The sequence below is a fragment of the Haloechinothrix alba genome (genome assembly GCF_900188115.1).
In the GTDB taxonomy this organism is placed as follows: domain Bacteria; phylum Actinomycetota; class Actinomycetes; order Mycobacteriales; family Pseudonocardiaceae; genus Haloechinothrix; species Haloechinothrix alba.
In genome coordinates this window covers 66,338-83,879 of the sequence record NZ_FZNW01000013.1, presented here as the reverse complement: position 1 = coordinate 83,879, position 17,542 = coordinate 66,338, and the positions used below count along the sequence as shown (strand labels likewise).

The 17,542-nt window shown below is 68.4% G+C and carries 13 protein-coding genes; 7 read left to right on the top strand and 6 right to left on the bottom strand.

Annotated elements, in window-relative coordinates:
* Positions 1 to 40 precede the first annotated feature (40 nt).
* The 6 genes from CHB84_RS13945 (at position 41) to CHB84_RS13920 (ending at position 6,751) form a co-directional block, all read left to right on the top strand.
* On the top strand, positions 41 to 601 hold the full coding sequence (locus CHB84_RS13945; protein ID WP_089302034.1) for a YybH family protein: 561 nt from the start codon (positions 41 to 43) through the stop codon (positions 599 to 601).
* A gap of 120 nt (positions 602 to 721) precedes the next feature.
* Positions 722 to 1,861 carry an XdhC family protein gene (locus CHB84_RS13940; protein ID WP_089302033.1) on the top strand — a complete coding sequence of 380 codons (1,140 nt, stop codon included), beginning with the start codon at positions 722 to 724 and terminating at the stop codon, positions 1,859 to 1,861.
* 333 nt (positions 1,862 to 2,194) lie between these two features.
* Positions 2,195 to 3,055, top strand: a complete 861-nt coding sequence (locus CHB84_RS13935) for an FAD binding domain-containing protein (RefSeq protein ID WP_141134690.1) — start codon at positions 2,195 to 2,197, stop codon at positions 3,053 to 3,055.
* A gap of 8 nt (positions 3,056 to 3,063) precedes the next feature.
* Positions 3,064 to 3,537 carry a (2Fe-2S)-binding protein gene (locus tag CHB84_RS13930; protein ID WP_089302031.1) on the top strand — a complete coding sequence of 158 codons (474 nt, stop codon included), beginning with the start codon at positions 3,064 to 3,066 and terminating at the stop codon, positions 3,535 to 3,537.
* Positions 3,534 to 5,846, top strand: a complete 2,313-nt coding sequence (locus CHB84_RS13925) for a xanthine dehydrogenase family protein molybdopterin-binding subunit (RefSeq protein ID WP_089302030.1) — start codon at positions 3,534 to 3,536, stop codon at positions 5,844 to 5,846. Before CHB84_RS13930 ends, CHB84_RS13925 begins: the two co-directional genes overlap by 4 nt.
* Positions 5,847 to 6,034: 188 nt before the next feature.
* The gene (locus tag CHB84_RS13920; RefSeq protein WP_089302029.1) at positions 6,035 to 6,751 is read left to right on the top strand and encodes a DUF6008 family protein; all 717 of its coding nucleotides are present in this window, start codon (positions 6,035 to 6,037) and stop codon (positions 6,749 to 6,751) included.
* A gap of 26 nt (positions 6,752 to 6,777) precedes the next feature.
* Here the strand turns inward: CHB84_RS13920 and CHB84_RS13915 are convergent, their stop codons facing one another.
* From CHB84_RS13915 to CHB84_RS13895, 5 genes are read right to left on the bottom strand one after another with little or no spacing between them, the layout of a single operon-like run.
* Positions 6,778 to 8,103, bottom strand: coding sequence for a lysine N(6)-hydroxylase/L-ornithine N(5)-oxygenase family protein (locus CHB84_RS13915; RefSeq protein ID WP_089302028.1), 1,326 nt, complete (start codon positions 8,101 to 8,103; stop codon positions 6,778 to 6,780).
* Entirely contained in the window at positions 8,100 to 8,672 is a 573-nt protein-coding gene (locus CHB84_RS13910; RefSeq protein ID WP_089302027.1) for a GNAT family N-acetyltransferase, read from the bottom strand. Before CHB84_RS13910 ends, CHB84_RS13915 begins: the two co-directional genes overlap by 4 nt.
* Positions 8,669 to 10,477 carry an IucA/IucC family protein gene (locus tag CHB84_RS13905; RefSeq protein WP_089302026.1) on the bottom strand — a complete coding sequence of 603 codons (1,809 nt, stop codon included), beginning with the start codon at positions 10,475 to 10,477 and terminating at the stop codon, positions 8,669 to 8,671. The genes CHB84_RS13910 and CHB84_RS13905 overlap by 4 nt, the downstream gene beginning before the upstream one ends.
* Entirely contained in the window at positions 10,474 to 12,045 is a 1,572-nt protein-coding gene (locus CHB84_RS13900) for a pyridoxal phosphate-dependent decarboxylase family protein (RefSeq protein ID WP_245818733.1), read from the bottom strand. Before CHB84_RS13900 ends, CHB84_RS13905 begins: the two co-directional genes overlap by 4 nt.
* A gap of 38 nt (positions 12,046 to 12,083) precedes the next feature.
* Positions 12,084 to 13,937 (bottom strand): IucA/IucC family protein, encoded by a 1,854-nt coding sequence (locus tag CHB84_RS13895; RefSeq protein WP_089302025.1) that lies wholly within the window; start codon positions 13,935 to 13,937, stop codon positions 12,084 to 12,086.
* Positions 13,938 to 14,114: 177 nt separating this feature from the next.
* Between CHB84_RS13895 and CHB84_RS13890 the strand changes: the two genes are divergently transcribed.
* A complete protein-coding gene (locus CHB84_RS13890) occupies positions 14,115 to 15,530 on the top strand; it encodes an MFS transporter (RefSeq protein WP_089302024.1) in 1,416 nt (471 codons plus the stop codon).
* Here the strand turns inward: CHB84_RS13890 and CHB84_RS13885 are convergent.
* A complete protein-coding gene (locus CHB84_RS13885; protein WP_089302023.1) occupies positions 15,491 to 17,533 on the bottom strand; it encodes an iron ABC transporter permease in 2,043 nt (680 codons plus the stop codon). The two genes, CHB84_RS13890 and CHB84_RS13885, sit on opposite strands and share 40 nt — an antisense overlap.
* Between the last annotated feature and the right edge of the window lie 9 nt (positions 17,534 to 17,542).

Genomic DNA, 17,542 nt, shown 5'->3' with positions numbered 1-17,542 from the left:
AACCGTCGTCCGCCGAACGCAACGCAAGAAGGGAGACGAAATGTCTACCGAGAAGCAGGACCGGAACGAGATCCTCGAACTACACCGGATCTGGTGGGAGTCCAACCACAAGCTGGTCATTCCTGACATGCAGTCGGTCTTCCCGGCCGGAATGTCCTACCTGATGTTCAATCTAAACGGGCATCCGTACTTCGGGATCGACGAGAAGACCAAATTGTGGGAGCACTACAAGAAGGAAATCGACATCGTTATGTATCCCGACATCGAGATCATGCGGCTAGCGATATCGGGGGACATGGCTTGGCTGGCCTGCGAGGGCATCTTCCCGATTCGCCGGATCGGCGCGGACGGCACGGGTTCGGCTACCTGGGAGCTGTCGGACGGCGACTACGACAACTTCCGACTGCGTGCCACGGAGGTCTACCAGCGCGACGACGGCGCCGGCAATCCGATCTGGAAGATGTGGCATTTCCACGCATCGCCGATGGCCCCCAACGACGAAGAGCGCCCTGGTGTCGGCGGAACTCAGGACGGTCGCGGCGTCGGGTACGGCCCTGGAATCACGCCTGAGCGGGTCACCCGCAGCGGAACCCGCAGTTGACCTCGAGCCGAACGCTGCCTGCGCTCACGTTCCCGTTCCGACAGTGAAGCCGGACATTCGCATGATCCGGCTGTTGGCCGCAACAACTCGAACTCGGAGAAGATCGGTCAAGAGGTCCACATGCGTGACATCCTCCAACAGATCCAGCCATGGTATGCCGGACGTAGCCGCTTCGCCGTCGCAACCGTGATCGACACCTTCCACTCCGCACCACGCCCTCCCGGAGCGTCAATGGCGGTCTCTTCCGACGGTGAGGTAGTGGGCAGCGTCTCCGGCGGTTGCATCGAGGGTTCGGTATACGACTTGGCTCAAGAGGTACTCGAAACCACGCAGCCTTCGGTGCAACGCTACGGTGTCGCTGACGACGACGCGTTCGCTGTCGGCCTCACTTGCGGTGGAACCATCGACATACTGGTCCAACCGGTCGATCCGGCATCCAATACTGGTCTCGGTGGGTTGTTCGACTCGATCTACGCTGGTCAACCAGTCGCTACCGCGACCGTAGTGACCACGGGAGCAAGCCTGGGTAAGGAAATGGTTGTCCGGCCGGATCGAGTACGCGGCAGCTTCGGTGACCCGCAACTGGATGCCGCGGTAGTCGAGGACACGCTCGCCATGCTCGAGCAAGGCACCAACGGCATTCGCCACTACGGCGAACACGGTGAGCGCAGGCGTGACGATGTCGCCGTGTTCGTCCACGCATTCGCACCCCCGCCGCGTATGTTCGTATTCGGAGCCATCGATTTCGCCGCCGCGGTCGTCAAGGTCGGAAAGTTTCTCGGGTACCACGTCACGTTGTGCGACGCGCGTCCTGTTTTTGCCACGAACAAACGCTTCCCCGAAGCCGACGAGGTCGTGGTTTCCTGGCCACACCAGTTTCTCAGCGACGCTGTGCACGGCGACCTGATCGATAACCGGACAGTACTGTGTGTGCTCACGCACGACCACAAGTTCGATATTCCCTTGTTGGAACTGGCGTTGCGCACCCGTGCGGGATATATCGGCGCCTTGGGGTCGCGCCGTACCCATCAACAACGGCTCGATCAACTGCGGGAGCTGGGGCTGTCCGACGCCGAGCTTGCACGGTTGTCCTCGCCTGTCGGACTCAATCTCCGAGCGCATACCCCTGAGGAAACCGCCATCTCCATTGCGGCAGAAATCATCGCGAAGCGAGGCGGCGCAGACGCCCTGCCGCTATCGCAGACCACAGGGAGCATCCATGGTGCGACCGGGCAGCGTCGTTCCCACATCGCCGGCTGAACCGCTGACCACGGATCAACTGCGATCACATGGCTTCGCAGTACGGCAAGCGGCGCCGGAGGAGAGTGCTCTGCAGGCCGGTGTCGAACCGAGTTACTCGACAGCTGTGCATACCGGCACGGATGCCGGGTGGTCTTGTGCGTATTGCACACACCGTGCGCCTTGTGGTTTGTTCATACTCGGATCATGGTACGGCGAAGCCGGCGTCGGCAGCACAGCCCCAGCCCCGGCGCCTGCGCACGTCCGTACCAGCGAACCTGATCGACCGCAATCCTGCGAGGGCACGACGCGTGCCATGCGCGTGCACAGTTCGCATGGAGTTGGAGGTAGCGAGTGTCAACAACATTGGCCCCGGGAGAGGTCCATCTCGCGACGTCGTTGGCCGAGGCCACCGCGATGCTCGCCGAGCTCGGTAAGGATGGCGAAGCGATTGCGGGCGGAACATGGACCATGCGTGCGGCACAGCGACACGACGTCCCGCGGCGAGCGTACGTGGCGCTGAGGCGACTCCCCGAATTGCACGGTATTGTCCCAGGGGACCCCGTCGACGTAGGGGCACTGAGCACCCATACCGAGCTGGCCGCCGTCGACGCACGACCGGCATTCGAATGCGTGCGTTCCGCCGCACGCCAGTCGGCGTTTCCGCAGGTGCGCAACGTAGCCACGGTCGGTGGGAACATCAACGCGATCGGATTCCCCGAGGCTGATCTGGTACCCGCGTTGCTGGCCGCCGAAGCACAGCTGGAGCTGCACTCACCCGAAGGCAACGAGGTGGTTGCCCTTGCCGATTATCTCACCTCTCGCGATGCGCGGCCTGCCGGAGAACTGATCACGCGGGTGCGGGTACCTGCGCCGAGTCACCGTAGATCCGCTTTCGAACGCTTGACGGTCCGTACGACAGGTGAATATCCCATCGTCAACGTGGCCGTATCGGCCGATATATCGGATGGTGTCGTGCGCACCGCGCGGATCGCCGTCGGCAGCGTGGAGCCTGTGGCCAAACTCTGCTCGGCCGCGACCGAGCTGGTCGGGCGCGCCGCTGACGACCGTACGGTTACGGAAGCCGTAGGGGAGGCTGTAGCCGCGGAACTCACTCCCCGGAACGGCCGAGACGCTCCGGCCTGGTATCGAACGGCCGTGCTTCCCGCCCTGATTCGACGTGCACTCGCACGTCTCACCACCGACTCGGACTAGGAGGGGCCGTGTCCCATTCCTTCACCCTGAACGGACAACCCGTCGATGTCGCCGTAGCCGGCATGACGTCGCTGTTGTCAGTCCTGCGAGACCAGTTCGGTCTGCTGGGCGCCAAACTCGGATGCGGCGAAGGGCGCTGCGGCGCCTGCACAGTTCTCGTCGACGGCGAACCGGTCGACTCATGCATCTACCCGGTCGCCAACGCCGAAGGAGCGGCGGTCCGGACGGTCGAAGGCCTGGAATCGCACGGTGAGCCGCTGACCCGGATCCAGGATGCCCTGTTGGAACACGGTGGAGTGCAGTGCGGTGCGTGTATACCCGGAGTGGTTATGACGCTTACAGCGCTACTCGAAACCGAGTCCAGTATAGATGACTCGACCATACGATCGTCGCTCAGCGGAAACATTTGTCGTTGCACGGGATATCAGAAGATCATCGATGCGGCGCAAGCGGCTGCGAACGCGAATGGAGGGCCGCAATGACTCTCGTCGGAACGTCGGCACGTCGGGCGGATGGGGAAGACAAGGTCCGCGGTGCTGCCCGATACGGAATGGACTATCTCGAACACGGCACGCTCGTCGCGAAGGTACTCCGGTCCACCGTGCCCGCCGCGCGTATCACCGAACTGGATTGCTCGACGGCCGCCTCGATGCCCGGTGTCCGCGCCGTCGCGACCGCCGCTGACGCGCCAGGGCTATCCGGCCTGGTGATCGTAAAGGACCAGTCACTGTTCGCCACGGATGTGATCCGCTACGTCGGCGAGCCGTTGGCTGCGGTGGCGGCCGACACGGCCGAGCAGGCCGAGGCCGCTCTTGCGGCGATCGACGTTTCGCTCGAACCGCTCGAACCCGTCCTGGACCTCGAGCAGTCTCTCGCGGAGGGATCTCGCTTGATCCACCCCGATTGGGAGAGCTACGAGACCGCTATGCCTGGCACACGCGGCGGCAATCTGGCCTGGGAATCGCGGGTCGAGCGCGGCGACGTGGACGCGGCTTTCGACAGAGCACATCTGGTCGTCGAGGACGAGTTCCGAACGCAACGCCAGCACCAGAGTCCCATCGAACCGCACGTCGCGGTAGCCCGCTACGAGCAGGGACGGTACGTCGTACACACACCGACACAGTTCCCGTTCAACGTGCGCGGTCGTATCGCGGAACTCCTTGGTATCCGCATTTCCGATGTGCGCGTGATCGTACCCCCCATCGGCGGTGGGTTCGGCGGCAAGCTGGACGTCATGGTGGAGCCGTTCGCCTGCATCCTCACCCGCAAAACGGGGCGTCCCGTGCGGATCCTGAACAGCCGCAGCGAGGAACTGGCGACGTGTGGGCCACGGGAGAATGCCATCGTGCGGTTGCGCACTGCCGTGGCAGCCGACGGCACGCTCCTGGCGCAGGACGGGGAGGTCATCGCCGATAATGGCGCGAACAGCAGCGGCGAGACCGTCTTGGTTGCCAACGTGGCACCGCTTGTCCTCGGCGGCACCTACCGGATCCCGAACGCTCGCTACGCCAGCAAGGTCGTCTACACCAACACACCACCGACTGCGGCGTTCCGCGGGGTCAACGGGCCCTACTGCGTGTATGCCCAAGAACAGCACTTGGACCGCATCGCGCGTGAGCTGGGCATGGATCGCAGGACACTGCGGATGAAGAACCTGATCCGCGCCGGCGAGTCGATGGTCAACGGCCAGCAACTGGACGACGCCTTCCTGACACAGGCCATGGACAAGGTTGACGAGATCAGGCCATGGCAGGATGCACACACCGAACGGAAGCCGTTTCGCGGTGTGGCCGTGGTGCCACTGACGTGGATAACCAACCCATTACCGGCAGGCGCCTCGATCAAGCTGGAAGAGGACGGCACGGCGACAGTGACCTGCGCAGGCGCCGAGATCGGCACAGGGGCCGTTACTACCGGGGTTCTGCAGATCGTCGCCGAACAACTTGGTCTGCGGCTCGAGGACGTGCGCGTGAGCCCCACGGACACCGATACGGGCGGCTACGACGGCGGCGCACAGGGCAGTAGAACAACGTACGGCATGGGCAACGCGGCCCTGGACGCCGCGACAAAGGTCCGGGATCAGGTCCTCGAAGTCGCCGCTACTATGCTCGAGGCCGGGTCCGACGATCTGGAAATCGTCGACGGGACGGTGCGTGTCGCAGGGGTTCCCGATCAGCAAGTAGCCGTGGCCAGCGTGGTAGCCACGGCGATGTTCGACTCCGGCCCGATCGGGGCCTCCGGCAAGTTCGCCACCCCGCCGATCCCGTTCGACTCCGGCTGCATGGCCGGCGCCGCGGTCACCAGCTTCGCGGCGCCGCTGTACCAGGCACACATGGCAGAGGTGGAGGTCGATCCCGAGACCGGCCGGGTGACTGTGCTGCGATACGTAGTTGCTCAAGATGTCGGCAGAGCGATCAATCCGCAGATGATCGAAGGGCAGATCCAGGGAGGCGTGCTGCAGGGCATCGGCTACGCCCTGTTCGAGAACCTCCGACTCGGGGACAACGGTGAGGTGATCGACGACGACTTGGAAAGCTACCGGCTCCCCACTGCCGCCGACGCACCTCCGATCGATGCCGCCATTCTGGAAAACCCCTGCTCCTACGGCCCACTCGGCGCGAAGGGAGCAGCGGAGCCACCGATCATTCCGGTCGCCGCGGTGATCGGGTGCGCCGTATCCGACGCAATCGGCAAGACCATGAACGAGTTGCCACTCACACCGTTCTCCGTACTGCAAGCGATAACTGAGGACCAGGACAGAGCTGTCCGCTCTGACCAGCGCCACCTGTAAACGCGACGACGACCGCGGCACCGTGCACCGGAGACCATTCACCGGCCCGGACGAAAAATCAGAACACACCAACACAGGAGCAGAAGACCACTCGACGACTGCCTACCGTGGGACGGGATCCCGGAGAACCGGCTGTTCCCGATGCGGCGCGGCCCGCCGCGCCTATCGCCCGAAGGAGATGGACGTCGATGGGTATTCCCACCCCGCTGTGGAGCATCGCTGCGGCCCTGCTCGTGCTGTGGGCCGCAGCGATGTGGACAGCTGTCGCGGTCCTCGCCCGCGCCAACCGAAACCCCGTACGTCCCTGGCTGTACCGGGCGTCGGCGGGTGTGATCGTCCTCGGCGTGCTCGGTCAGCTCGGGCACGTCCAGGAGCACATCGCCCAGGTCGCTTACTGGACGGCACACCCGAACTCGCCCGCCTGGATGACACCGTGGGGTGACGGGCTGGCCGCCGCTCTTGGCCGGGTGAATCCCGCCGAGCCCTCCCTCGGCATGGAGATCCTGCACCTGACCGGCAACGTCGTCTTCCTGGCCGGACTCGCCGGGATCATGCTGATCACCCGTCACGCACTGCGCAGCAGGTCCCGCACCTGGGCACGGATGGGTGTGTGGATGCAGGGCATCCACGGCGTCGAACACCTGGCGCTGACCCTGTCGGTGGCGCTCGGAGCAGGCCGGGCGATCGGGCTGTCCACCTGGTTCGGTCTGCTCGATCCCGGTCCGGGCCTGTGGACCTACCGCATCTGGTGGCACTTCATCGCCAACATTGTGGGCACCGTCATCTTCGGTATCGCGCTCTACCACCTGTGGCGGGAGCGGCGCGAGGTCGAAGCCGCTTACCGGACTCCGGCAGGCCCGGCCTCGGCGGTGCCGGGACGGCGACGCGAACCGCAGCCGACCTGATACCTACACTGCCGGGCGCACCACGGTCACGTACGACCGGCCGGTGCGGCGAAGCTGGTGAAGGCGGTGTTCTTCGGCAGCCGGTACACCTCGCGGCCGGCGATCGCGTTGAGGATCGTGGCGTTGCGGTACGCCCCGATGCCGAGGTCCGGCGCCGCGACGCCGTGACTGTGCAGGTCCGCGTTGGCCACGAAAACCTTTCCTGTCACCGTAGGATCCAGCTCGACGGAATGGTCCAGCCGCACGCGATACCGGCCCCGCGCGTCCCGCTCGACCAACGAGTCCATCGGATCGAGGAACCGGGGCACACGCTGCCGGTACCCGGTCGCGGCGACGACGATGTCGGTGCGGTGGTCGAACCGCTTACCCGTGTCCCGCTGGCGACAGGCCAGCACGACCTCCCCGGTGTCGGCGTCGACGGTCGACTCCTCGACTGCCACACCCGACCGCAGCTCGACCGGTGCCAACCCCTCGTCGAGCTCCCGCCGGTAGAGCGCGTCGTGGATCTCCTCCAGCGTCTCCTCGGACACTCCCTTGTAGTGCCGCCACTGCCGGGCGACCAGCTCATCCCGGGTCTCCTCCGACAAGCCGTGGAAGTACTCGACGTAGGCCGGTGTGGTCATCTCGAGTACCAGCTTCGAGTAGTCGAGCGGCGCGAACGACTCGGTCCTTGTCAGCCAGTTCACTGCCGGTCCCCCGGATGCGTTGCGGCGGAGCAGGTCGAGGGTCACCTCGGCACCCGACTGGCCCGAGCCGACGACCGTGACCCGGCCCGCACTCGTGACGTCGGCGAGCCGGTGCAGGTACTCCCCGGTGTGCAGGATCCGGTCGGCGGGCAGTTCCCCGAGCGCGCCCGGTACCGCCGGTTCGGTCCCGATGCCGAGCACGAGGTGGCGCGCGTACACCATCATGGCACCCGCCTCGCCCCGCTCCACCTCGAGTACGAAACGCTGCTCCGCCGGCTCCCACGACACCGTCCGTACCCGGTGCGAGAAACGAACGGTGTCCAGTTTGGACGCCGCCCATCGGAGGTAGTCCTCGTACTCGCGGCGGGTGGGGTGGAACTGCTCACGCACGTAGAACGGGTACATCCGGTCCACGTCACGCAGGTAAGCCAAGAATGACAGCGGATGTGTCGGTTCCACGAGCGTGACGAGGTCGGCGAGGAAGCTGACCTGCAACAGTGCCTCGTCGAACATCAACCCGGGGTGCCAGCTCAGCTCGGGGCGTTCCTCGAAGACCATGAGGTCGATATCGTCGACGCCGTCGGCGAGGGCCGCGAGACCGAGGTTGAACGGCCCGCACCCGATGGCCACGACGTCGTGTTCGGTTCGGTCGTCAGTGGTGGTCACCGTGGTCCCCTCCGCTCGTAGGTCATGACGACGGCCGTCTTGTCGGGCAGCGCGACCTCCCTGCCCTGGACGAAACCCGCGACGCGGAACGCGGTCACCGAGGCCGCGTTGTCGCGGTCCGGCTCGGCGACGACCCGGTCGCACTCGGGCTCGGCGGCGAGCAGGCCTTCCGCGAGCGCGGCGAGCAACGCCCTGCCGAGCCCCCGCCCGGTGCGGTCGCGGTCGCCGATGGCGATGTGCACGCCGAGGTCGTGTGGCTCGTGCGGGACATGGTCGGCCAGACCGTCCCTGGCGACCCGGTAGACCTCGATGTAGGCGACGTCGACCCCGTCGTGGGCGACGAGACAGGGCAGCGAATGCGAACCGGCGAGCTGCTTGTCGAGTTCGGCCCGCCATTGCTGCGGTGTCCACGCCTGGTGCCAGTACTTCTCGACGTGCGGCTGGATCATCCAGCGGTGAATCAGCTCCAGGTCCGCGTCGCCGGAGGCCACGCGGACCGACCACGGTTCGAGGAGCCGCGGAACGGGCGGCGCCCCCGCTTCCCCGTCGCCCGACTGCCGCGCGCTCATCGGCTCACCGCCGCCAACGGGTTGGGCGCGTCGAGATACACCGACTGCGCGTCCAGCGGGGCGAGTACCTCGTCGATCCCGTGCAGCCGGGTGAGCAGGTTCCCCTTGCAGGGCAACGTGTCCGCCTCCAGCCAGCGGCGGGCCAGCCGGTCGCCGTCCCTGCCTGCCTCGGCGAGGTCCGGCAGCGCGGCACGCAGCCTGCCCGACATCACACCGAGGAGCTCGTTCTCCCCGGCGAGCCCGTCGACGGCCAGGCACCCCACCACGGCGAGTGCCTGGTTGCGCAGCAGGTAGTAGGACAGGCGCTCGTCCACGACCTCGTCGTCGACCACCGCCAGCGTCGACGACCCCGCGTCGAGCACGTCGAGGACGGCCCGCTCGTGGGACGCGGCCAGGTAGTAGCCCTGGTTGTCCCGGAAGGTGGCGCCCGCGACTCCGCCGTTCGCATCGAGGCGGACCAGCGTGTTCTGCTGGTGGGCCTCCAACCCGATACCGGTGGATGCGTACAGGTGCAGCATCGGCACGAGCACCTTGTCGGTGTAGTCCGCGACCCAGCGCTGTGCCTCGCCCGACTCCGCGACCAGCTCCCCCAGCCTGCTGCGCCCTTCCCCCGGCCTCGGCGCCACCAACCCGGCGAGGCAGCGCAGGCTGCCGATACCGTCCGGGACCTCGCGCACCGCGACATCCAGCCCGGTCACCTCCGGCCCCTGGGGGCGGTCCGGCTCGTCGACGGCCAACCACGCCGGGTCCCTCGTGATGTCGAAACCGGGGTGTTCGGCGAACGTGCTGGCCGCGTACCCGGCTGCGAGCAGCCGGTTGATCTCCAAACCCCTGCGGAGCTCGGTGCCGGTCGACTCCCGCTTCGAGTTCGTCAGCCTGAGCCCGAGGGAGAGCTTGAGCATCACGTCCGCGTCCGGCCGGTACAGGGTGCGCACACTCGACGTCGCCCACCACTGTGGACCGAGCGGGCCGAGCGGTTCGAGCAGCCCTTCGTCGATGAGCGCGGCGATCCGTGGCCGGTGCACCACGTCCCGTGCCTGCCAGGGGTGTGCCGGCACGAGAACGCGGCCGTCGTCGAGCCTGCACTCGGCGAGCTCGGCGAGCAGCGCGGTGGTGTCGCGTCCGGCCACGCAGGCACTGCCCGTAACGGCATCGTGTGACACGACGGACTCGTCCGCGGCGAACCAGTGCAGCCGGAACGCCCCGCGCTGCTCGGGTGAGTAGAGCGCGGACTCGCGTTCGGACAGGCCGTCCCTGCTCTTGGGTGCCGGATGCTTCAGATGGCCGAGTACCAGCGCCTGTTCGGCGTCGAGGAACCCGTCGACACCCTCCGGCGCCGCAGGGTACCGGCGCCGGTGCCCCAGGAACGTCGTCACCCTGCGCACCGACTCGGCGGTCCGTTCGACAAGGTCGGCGACCTCTCCCGAGGGCACTCCACCGTCTCGGGCGCCGCCCCTCGCCGCGGCTTCGGCCGCCAGCAGCGCGATCGCCACGACCGGGTCGGCGTCGCCGCCCAGCCGCCCGGACGGCCCGTCGACGGACACGGGGCCGAACCGGTGCCACCCGGTCGGCGAGCAGTGCCGCACCTCGGTGACCAGCGCGAGCCCTGTGGCGGGGAACGGGATCCGCAACGGCCCCGCTGTCACCTGCGTGCCGGTCTCGGTGAGCCAACACCGCAGTAAGGCTTCCAGGTGCGCGTGTTCGGCTGCCCTTCTGGTGTCGTGCGAGTGCAGCGGGTCGGCGGCGGCGTCCCCGTATCCCGCGTCCGACGCCGGTGCCCGGCCGGTATCCGTGGTCACCGTCATGCCGCACCCTCCTCTGTCCGTCGTGCACAGGCCCTGCCCGCGAGCAGCACCTTGTCGATCAGCTCGTCGATGTCGCCTGCGGTGGCCGTCTGGTTGAGCAGCGTGAACTTCACGCAGACGCGTTCGGCCTCATCCGGGCGCCCGCCCCGCACCGTCGTCCTGCCGATCAGCGCCACACCCGATTCGAGCAGGCCGCGCCGCAGGTCACTGTTGATCCGGTCGAGGCGGTCGGGGTCGGCGTGCGACCGGTCCCTGTACCGGAACACCACCGTGGTCAGCTCGGCCGGGGAGATCAGCTCGAGCTCGGGTTCGGCCGCGATGCGCCGCTGGGCGTGCACTGCGAGCTCGTGGCAGACATCGACCATGCTGCCGAGTCCGGCACGGCCGTGCGCGAGCAGGCTCGCAGCGACCTTGATCGCATCCGGCCTGCGCGTGGTCTGCAGGCTGCGGCCGAGCAGGCCGTCGTAGCCCGCCTCGCTGTCGTCGACGGGGTTCAGATACGACACGGTCCGGTCGAGGGCGCTGAACGCGTTCGCATCGGCCACGAGCAGCGCGCTGGTCGCTGCGGGTTGCCAGCCGAGCTTGTGCAGGTCGACCGTCACCGAGTCGGCCAGCTCGAGACCGGCGAGCCGGTCGGACAGCCGTTCGGAGAACAGCGCACCGAAACCGTAGGCGGCGTCGACGTGCAGCCACACGGCATGTTCGGCGGCGATCTCCGCCAGCTCAGGAAGGGGGTCGACCGAGCCGAAGTCGGTGCTGCCCGCGGTCGCGATGATCGCAACGGGAGTCCGGTCGTCGTCGAGCCCGCGCAGCGCCGCCGCCAGCTCCTCAGGGCGCATGCGGTGGTGCTCGTCGACCGCGACCGGCTGCACGGACTGCTCGCCGAGACCGAGGGCCGCACAGGCGCGGTGTACCGAGAAGTGCGCCAGCTCGGAGCAGAACACCACGGGACACCGCAGCGCGGCGACGCCGCTGCGCCGCACGTCGATCCCCCTGGCCTGTCCGGCGGTGTCGCGCGCGAGCAACAGCCCGAGCAGGTTGGACATCGAACCACCGGGAGTGAGCACGCCATCGGCTCGCTCGCCGAGACCCGCCAGCCGTGTCAGGCTGCGCACGACCCACCGCTCGACCGCGATGGCCGACGGTCCCGAGTCGTAGGTGTCCAGCGAGGCGTTACCCGCGCTGGCCAGGGTGTCGGCGGCGACGGCGACCGTCAGCGGCGGCGGCTGCAGGTGCGCTGCCGCACGCGGATGCGCGAGATCGAGCCCGTACTCGACGAGCATGGTCGCAAGGCGGCGCAGCGCGGCGTCCGCGCCGATCCCGTCGGCGGGCACGTCGGGTGGTCCGAGTGACTCGGTTGCCGCTGCCAGCACGTCACCCGGCGCCCCCCGCGGCGCGGGACCGTCCTCGCGTCGTGCCGAGCGTGCCGACGCGATCGCACCGGCCAGTGTCGTGACGACCTCGGCCATGCCCTCGCGCGACCCGGCCAGTACTGATGCGGGGAACGCGCTCGGGTGCTCACCGGTGACTCTCGGAGCGCTGTGCGCTGCCTCGGCAATCTGGGTCAACAGAAACTCCCTCGTTGGTCGGCGTCACGCCGACGGGATCAGTGGTTCGCCAGCGGGTTGGGCAACGTCCCGTTCGGGTGCAGCGCGTGCCTCAGCGCCCGGTCGTCGTAGCGGGTGACCACGATGCGGTCCCGGTTGAGGGCGTACCGCGGGATCTCCGGCGAGAGCAGGTCGTACTCTCCGAACCGGTCGGACAGCTCGGGGTGGTCGGCCTGGAAGTCGAGGATCGCCTGCCGCGCGAGTGACCAGAACCGGCTTTCGGGCACGCCGAGCTGGTCGGCGCACAGCGGGGCCAGGTAGCGGAAGTGGCCGACGAACACCTGGTCCATCACGTGCTGGCGGATCACCGAAGGATGCTTGCGCGGCAGCACGTGGTCGTGGCCGTCCGGCTCCGGGCCGCGTTCCGGCACGTCGGTGAACGACACGCAGACATCGTCGACGAAGTCCTTGAGGTAGAGCCGCCGGGGAACCTCACGCTCGTCGAACCCGAGCAGCGTGTTCTGGCCGTGCGGGTTGAACGTCACGCCGTAGCGATAGAGCACCTGCATGATCGGGATCAGCACGGTGTCGAACATCCGCCGCAACCAGTCCTCGGCCCGCAGGCCGGACGCACGGACCAGCTCCGCTACGAAGGCGACCCCGTCGTCATCGACGTGCAGCAGCGCGGCGAACGTACGGATACGCTCGTCCGGGTCCGCATACGATACGGCCGACTCGCGCCAGATGCAGCCCAACGTCTCCAGGTGCTGGTACGGAACCTCGTCGACCTGGGACAGGTAGGGGTGCCGCACAGTCACGGACGCGACCTCGCCCAGCAGAACGGTACGTGTCCGTTCGCTCAGCACCGGGTCATCGGCGAGCATTCCGTTGAGCCACTGGGTGACGACGGGTGCGCCCATCGTGCAGTGTGGCGGTATTCCCCGCCACACCAGGGTGTTGAGGATCTTCAACGGCAGCTTGACATCGAACCGGCCCGGAGTCGTGATGTTGGCCATCGTCCGGATCGACTGCCCGGGGAGGTACTCGTCGGGGCTCGGTCCGAGCGGCACGATGCGGCGCTGGGCGATGTCGGCGGCATGCAGCACCTGCACGACGTGGTTCCACTGCCACGGGTGTGTCGGCATCCAGACGAACGCACCCGGGTCGAGGCCCTCCGCGCGGAGGGCGGCTTCCCAGTCCGCGCGGACGTCCTCGGGCAGCTCCCTGGCCAGCGTTTCCTGTTCGGATAGTTCGGAGGTCCCGCGGAACTCGGCAAGACCACGATGTATCGCGATCCACTGCAGCCGTACCGGCCTGCGGGCTTCCGGCGCGTAGCGGCGGATGTCCGCCGCAGAGAAGCCGATCCTGCCCTTGTTGGCGACGAGCAGGTTGTGCCCGGTCATCCGGCAGTCCAGCTCGGCATGGTCCAGCTCGCGCAGCTGCCGTGCCGTCTCACCGCCGCGCGCGATACGCGCCGCGTCCACGCTGAGCGTGGACTCGAGCTCGGTGAGGTAGGTCGCCACAGTGGACGAGTCGGTGCCGATCGTGCCTGCGGCGTCGACGAGGAACTGCAGCGCGTCCCAAGCGGGCTGGCCGATCTCGTCCCCGAGCATGCCCGCGGCCACCCTGGTCACCGAATCCGGCTCGACAAGCAGCCAGCCGAAGGCGCGTGGCTGTGCCCTGAAGCGGTAGCAGACACCGCTGTCGAGATCCACGCGGTACTCGCCGTCCCCCGTCTCGACCGCCTTGAGCATCGCCTCGAAGGTCCACTCCCCCAGCGCCTTGGCGAGCAGGCGACGGTTCGCCTCCCGCCAGGCACCCGCGCCGACATCGGGCAGCTCCGGAACCGGATGGTCCACGGGCGACTGTTCCGCGTCGGTGTCGTTCTCGCTTGGTGTGGTGCGATCAGGCATCGGCCTCTCCGGGTGTTCAGCGGTCCAACGACACCCAGAGATTAGGCAAGGCTTGCCTAATTCGCAACCGGTCGGGTCGGCTGGTCACCATGGCAAGCATCACAGTGCTCACCGTAGTGAAATTAGGTTAGCCTTACCCAACCAAGACGCGCAACCCAGGCACCGATCGGAGGAAGTGTGCCGCGGAGCGAAGCCACCCGGCGATGGGCGTTCGCGCTGGTCAGCGTGTCGGGAGTGATGCTGACGCTCGATGTGACCGTGATCAACGTGGCGTTGCCTGCCATCGGGGCACAGCTGCAGGCGGGTCCCGATGTGCTGCCGTGGACGGTATCGGCCTACTCCCTCGCGTTCGGCACGCTGCTGCTCACCGCGGGGACGTGGTCGGACGCCGCCGGCCATCGCACGGTGTTCGCTGTGGGGATGGCGGTGTTCACGCTCGCCTCGCTCGGGTGCGCGACCGCGCCGACCATCGGGGTGCTCATCGGAGCGCGGGCCGTGCAGGGAGCAGGCGGCGCATTGGCCTTCGCTCCGGCCATCGCGCTGCTTGCGACCACCCACAACGGACGGTCCAGGAGCTCTGCCATGGCCTCCTTCGCCGCGCTGTCCTCGCTGGCGGGCGCACTCGGTCCCGTGATCGGCGGCGGGGTGGTCGCGGCACTCGACTGGCAGTGGATCTTCCTGGTCAACGTGCCGGTCGGCGCGTTCGTCGTACTGGCAACCGTTGCCACCCTCCCGCCTGGCGCGCGGCCCTCCGGTCCGCGGCGCACGGACGTGTCCGGCACGGCCCTGGGTGTCGCCACGCTGCTTGCCCTGCACGCCGCGCTGACGACCGGTAGCTCACTCGGCTGGACGTCGCTTCCCACCGTCGCGGCGTCCGGCCTGCTGTGCGTGCTGCTGCCCGCGTTCGCCCGCAGCCAGCGCAGGCCGGACGCCATGTTCGACGTCGGCGCAGGCGACCGCGCCGCGTTCGCCGGTGCGGCGACCCTCATGTTCACCGGGAGGATGGTGAGCCTCGGTACCCTCGTGTATCTCACGCTGTGGCTGCAGGAGACCGTCGCCAGCTCGCCCCTGCACACCGGGATCCTGCTGTTGCCGCTGACCGGGAGCCTGGCTGTCGCGGGCACGATGGTCTCGGCTGCCCAGGCGCGCCTGGGGCCGGCCACGGTCGTCGCGGGCGGCTTCGTACTTCAGGGCAGCGGCCTGTCCACCACAGCCATCGCGGCGAGCGCGGGAGGCCTTCCGTTGTCCTGCGCCGGAATGGCGCTCCTCGGCGCGGGGACCGCGCTGATCTTCCCGCCGCTGCTGACGGTCACGGTCACCGTCGTCCCCTCCGAGCGCACCGGCATGGCATCCGGGCTGACCAACGCGTGCTCACCGCTGGGTACCGCGACCGGGGTGGCCGCTTTCGGCGCGCTGTTCACCGCGCTGGACGGTAGCGGGGCCGGCACAGCGCTCACCGGTGTCTGCCTGGCCGCGACCACGATCTGCCTGGCGGGTGCCGTGCTCGCACACCGGCTGCTCCCGGCAGAGCTGCCCGGTCAGCACGCACCCGATCAGCCCGACGACCGCCGGCGCAGCAGCCAGATCAGGTAGGGCGCACCGACCAACGCGGTCACCACGCCGACCGGTATCTCGAGCGGGGCGAGCAGCGCACGCCCGAGCCCGTCGGCCGTGACCACGAGAATCGCCCCGAGCAGGGCTGCTGTCGGGACCAGCCGCACCGTCGAGCTGCCCACGATCCTGCGTGCGAGGTGCGGGGCGACGAGGCCGACGAAACCCACGGTACCGACGACGGCCGCCGCGCCGGAAGCCAGCAGGGCCGCACTACCGAGGATCAGTATCCGCGCGCGCCCGAGCGCGAGCCCGAAGGCGCGCGGAAGGTCCGTGCCCAGCGTGAGCATGTCGACCGGCCGCGCGCTGACCACGAGTAACAGCCCGACCAGGATCGGTGCGATCAACCACCCCAGCACCGAAAGGTCACGGGCATAGGTGCTGCCGGACAGCCAGGTCAGCGCCGCCGAGAGGTTCATGTGAGCCCCGACCACCATCATCTGCACCAGGGCGGATCCGGTATAGGAACACCCGAGGCCGACAAGCACGACCCGGGTGGGGTCCAGACCACCACCGGCACGGGCGATCAGCGTGACGAGAGCGATGGCGAGCACGCCGCCGACGACGGCGGCCAGCGGCAGCGCGGCGGCGGGAGCACCCGGTACGACCACGATCATCAGGACGGCACCGACGGCCGCCCCCTGGGTCACACCGATCAGGTTGGGCTCCGCGAGGGGGTTACGCACCACCGCCTGTACGGCGGCGCCCGCGGCGGCGAGGCACGCCCCCGCCAGCGCCGCAACCAGGATCCTGGGCAGCCGGTAGGCGATCACGTCCCTGGCAAGCGAGTCGCCCGCTCCACTCAGCACAGCCGCCAGCTCGCCCCAGCCGACGTGCACATCGCCGATGCGCAGCCCCACGACGATCACCGCGGCCAGCACGGCGAGGCACAGCCCGACCACGACGGCATAGTTGCGTGTCGCCAGTGGCCTGATCGCGGTCACGGCAGCGCCCACATCGGCGTCCCCTGTGACGATCCGGCGCGCGAGCAGCACGAACACCGGCCCCCCGATCAGCGCGGTCACCACGCCGACAGGCAACTCCCCGTACCCGGCCGACGGAGGCAGCACCAGCTGCGCTCCGGCGTCGGCGGCGAGCACGAGCGCTGCGCCGAACAAGCCGGCGATCGGCAACCGCGCGGCGTGCCCGCCGACACCCAGCATCCGCACGCCGACCGCGGCGACCAGCCCGACGAACGCCACGGGGCCTGCGACGCTGACCGCCGCGGCCGACAGCACGACGGCCAGCAGCAGCGCGGCCGGCCGGACGCGGCCGACCCGCACTCCGAGCGACTCCGCTGTCTCGTCGCCGAGCGAGATCAGGTCGATCGGGCGGGCGAGCGACGGGGTGAGCAGCAGCGCGCAGAGCACCACAGCACCGAACGCGAGCGGTCGCTCGATCCCCGTCTGCAGTAGTGACCCCTGTCCCCAGAAGTACAGGCCCCGCGTCGAGTTCTCGTCCAGGATCTGCAGGAAGTCGGCGGTGGCAAGGCCGGCGAGCGTCACAGCGGCACCCGCGAGCAGCACCCGTCCAGGGGTGAGTACGCCGCCGACGGTCAGCAGGTACACCACGACCATGGCTGCCAGCCCGCCGACGAAGGCCACCCCTCCCCCTGCGAGCAACCCGACGTCCAGCCCGGTGAACGCCACGGCGACCACGGCGAGGTACGCCCCCGCGTTGATGCCGAGCGTGTCCGGCGCGGCGAGCGGGTTCCGTGTCACACCCTGGATCAGGCTTCCGGAGGTGCCCAGCGCCGCACCCGCCACAAGGCCGGCGAGGGTGCGCGGTATCCGCGACCCCCACAGCATCGCCTCGGTGTGCGGGTCGGGGTTGCCTGCCAGCACGCCCGCGATCTCGGGGATGCCCACCCCGGACGCTCCGATCCCGAGATGGACGACGGTGACGGCGATCAGCGCGCACGCGGCTGCGCCGCCCACCAACAGGACGGGTGGACGGCGCAGCGGAGCGCGCTTGGCCTTCAGCACGGCGGTCGG

Excerpts from the sequence above, each read along its gene's own strand:
- CHB84_RS13940 (WP_089302033.1), top strand. The coding sequence starts at position 722 with ATGCGTGACATCCTCCAACAGATCCAGCCATGGTATGCCGGACGTAGC.
- CHB84_RS13895 (WP_089302025.1), bottom strand. The coding sequence starts at position 13,937 with ATGCCTGATCGCACCACACCAAGCGAGAACGACACCGACGCGGAACAG.
- CHB84_RS13910 (WP_089302027.1), bottom strand. The coding sequence starts at position 8,672 with ATGAGCGCGCGGCAGTCGGGCGACGGGGAAGCGGGGGCGCCGCCCGTT.
- CHB84_RS13905 (WP_089302026.1), bottom strand. The coding sequence starts at position 10,477 with ATGACGGTGACCACGGATACCGGCCGGGCACCGGCGTCGGACGCGGGA.
- CHB84_RS13920 (WP_089302029.1), top strand. The coding sequence starts at position 6,035 with ATGGGTATTCCCACCCCGCTGTGGAGCATCGCTGCGGCCCTGCTCGTG.
- CHB84_RS13925 (WP_089302030.1), top strand. The coding sequence starts at position 3,534 with ATGACTCTCGTCGGAACGTCGGCACGTCGGGCGGATGGGGAAGACAAG.
- CHB84_RS13945 (WP_089302034.1), top strand. The coding sequence starts at position 41 with ATGTCTACCGAGAAGCAGGACCGGAACGAGATCCTCGAACTACACCGG.